Annotated in this window: 2 protein-coding genes and 3 tRNA genes; all 5 read left to right on the plus strand. The window is 51.1% G+C overall.

The window, feature by feature from the left end; genetic code table 11:
- The first annotated feature begins 203 nt into the window (after positions 1-203).
- The 5 genes from rsmD (at position 204) to BDE01S_RS10455 (ending at position 1,521) form a co-directional block, all read left to right on the plus strand.
- The gene (gene rsmD / locus BDE01S_RS10435; protein WP_066081286.1) at positions 204-779 is read left to right on the plus strand and encodes a 16S rRNA (guanine(966)-N(2))-methyltransferase RsmD; all 576 of its coding nucleotides are present in this window, start codon (positions 204-206) and stop codon (positions 777-779) included.
- 117 nt (positions 780-896) lie between these two features.
- Entirely contained in the window at positions 897-1,148 is a 252-nt protein-coding gene (locus BDE01S_RS10440) for a YfhL family 4Fe-4S dicluster ferredoxin (protein WP_066081289.1), read from the plus strand.
- Positions 1,149-1,245: 97 nt separating this feature from the next.
- Positions 1,246-1,329 (plus strand) — tRNA-Tyr (locus BDE01S_RS10445).
- 32 nt (positions 1,330-1,361) lie between these two features.
- Positions 1,362-1,435: transfer RNA gene (locus tag BDE01S_RS10450), tRNA-Gly, on the plus strand.
- 11 nt (positions 1,436-1,446) lie between these two features.
- Positions 1,447-1,521 (plus strand) — tRNA-Thr (locus tag BDE01S_RS10455).
- The last annotated feature ends 53 nt before the right edge of the window (positions 1,522-1,574 follow it).

A 1,574-nucleotide genomic window follows, 5' to 3' on the forward strand; every position in this document is an offset into this window, starting at 1 on the left:
TCGCATTTTTCAGACGGCTTTTTTGTATGACATTGTTTTGTATGCGCGGATGGTTTCGGTAAGGCATCACGAAATGTTTTTGGGTACGGAAACCTGTTTTCCAAGTTCATCAGCCCGCCCGTATTGTCGAACCGCCCGCGCGGTTTGCCACAGGAAAGCGTATAATGGCGCGGAATAACAGGTCGCCAGGGCGTGGAGCAAACATGAAAAAAGTCAAAAACAATGCCAAACACAGCAATCAGGTACGCATCATCGGCGGCACGCATCGGGGGCGGAAGCTGTCTTTCGCATCGGCAGAAGGGCTGCGCCCGACGCCGGATATGGTGCGGGAAAAGCTGTTCAACTGGCTGGGGCAGGATTTGGCCGGCAAAACCGTGCTGGATGCCTTTGCCGGCAGCGGCGCATTGGGGCTGGAAGCCGCCTCGCGCCATGCCAAGCGGGTGGTATTGGTGGACAACAACCGCCAAACCGTGCAGACCCTGCGCCAAAACAGCCGCGATTTGGTGCTGGCGCAAGTGGAAACGCAGTTTTCAGACGGCCTGAGCTACCTCAAACACAGCAGCGAATGCTTCGATGTGGTCTTTTTGGATCCGCCGTTTGCCTGGAGCGGCTGGGCAGAGCTGTTTGCGCTGCTGCAAAGCCGTCTGAAAAAGGGCGCGATGGTTTATGTTGAAGCCGGCGCGCTGCCCGAGATGCCGCCGTATTTGGAAGTTTACCGCGAAGGGCGCTCGGGCATGAGCACTTTTCAGCTGCTGGTGTACGCGCAAGAGATTGAATAGATTGGAATTTGATAATCATTCACGTGATGTAAAATTCGTGCAAACAGGTTTTTTTCAAAGCGGTTGTGCTATAATCCGCGCCCATCGGTTTTGAAATTTAATGAAAAAGGAAAAACAATGTCGCTCTTTATTACTGATGAGTGCATTAACTGCGACGTCTGCGAGCCCGAGTGCCCGAATGACGCGATTTCCCAAGGCGAGGAAATCTATGAAATCAATCCGAACCTGTGTACCCAGTGCGTCGGCCACTACGACGAGCCGCAATGCCAGCAGGTGTGCCCGGTGGACTGTATTCTGATTGACGAAGAGCATCCGGAAAGCCACGAAGAGCTGATGGCCAAGTATGAGAAAATCATCCAGCTAAAATAATTCAAATAAAAATCAGACGGTTGTGATAATTTTCAAGATTTCCGAAAACTAACGCTTGACTCGTCGTGGGGATTTCCCTAGAATGGCGTTCTCTTTTGGAGGGATTCCCGAGTGGTCAAAGGGGGCAGACTGTAAATCTGTTGCGTAAGCTTCGAAGGTTCGAATCCTTCTCCCTCCACCAAAAAATTCTTACTTGGAGCAATAAGTGAGTATGCGGGTGTAGCTCAATGGTAGAGCAGAAGCCTTCCAAGCTTACGGTGAGGGTTCGATTCCCTTCACCCGCTCCAATAGACAATTCGCCCATGTAGCTCAGGGGTAGAGCACTCCCTTGGTAAGGGAGAGGTCGGCAGTTCAAATCTGCCCATGGGCACCACATCTCATTTATTATCCCAATTTTGTCAATTTACACTTAGATAGGATTCTTTG

It is taken from the genome of Bergeriella denitrificans NBRC 102155 (genome assembly GCF_001592185.1).
Classification (GTDB): Bacteria; Pseudomonadota; Gammaproteobacteria; order Burkholderiales; family Neisseriaceae; genus Neisseria; species Neisseria denitrificans.

Coding starts and splice junctions, on each gene's coding strand:
- rsmD (WP_066081286.1), top strand. CDS start 204: ATGAAAAAAGTCAAAAACAATGCCAAACACAGCAATCAGGTACGCATC.
- BDE01S_RS10440 (WP_066081289.1), top strand. CDS start 897: ATGTCGCTCTTTATTACTGATGAGTGCATTAACTGCGACGTCTGCGAG.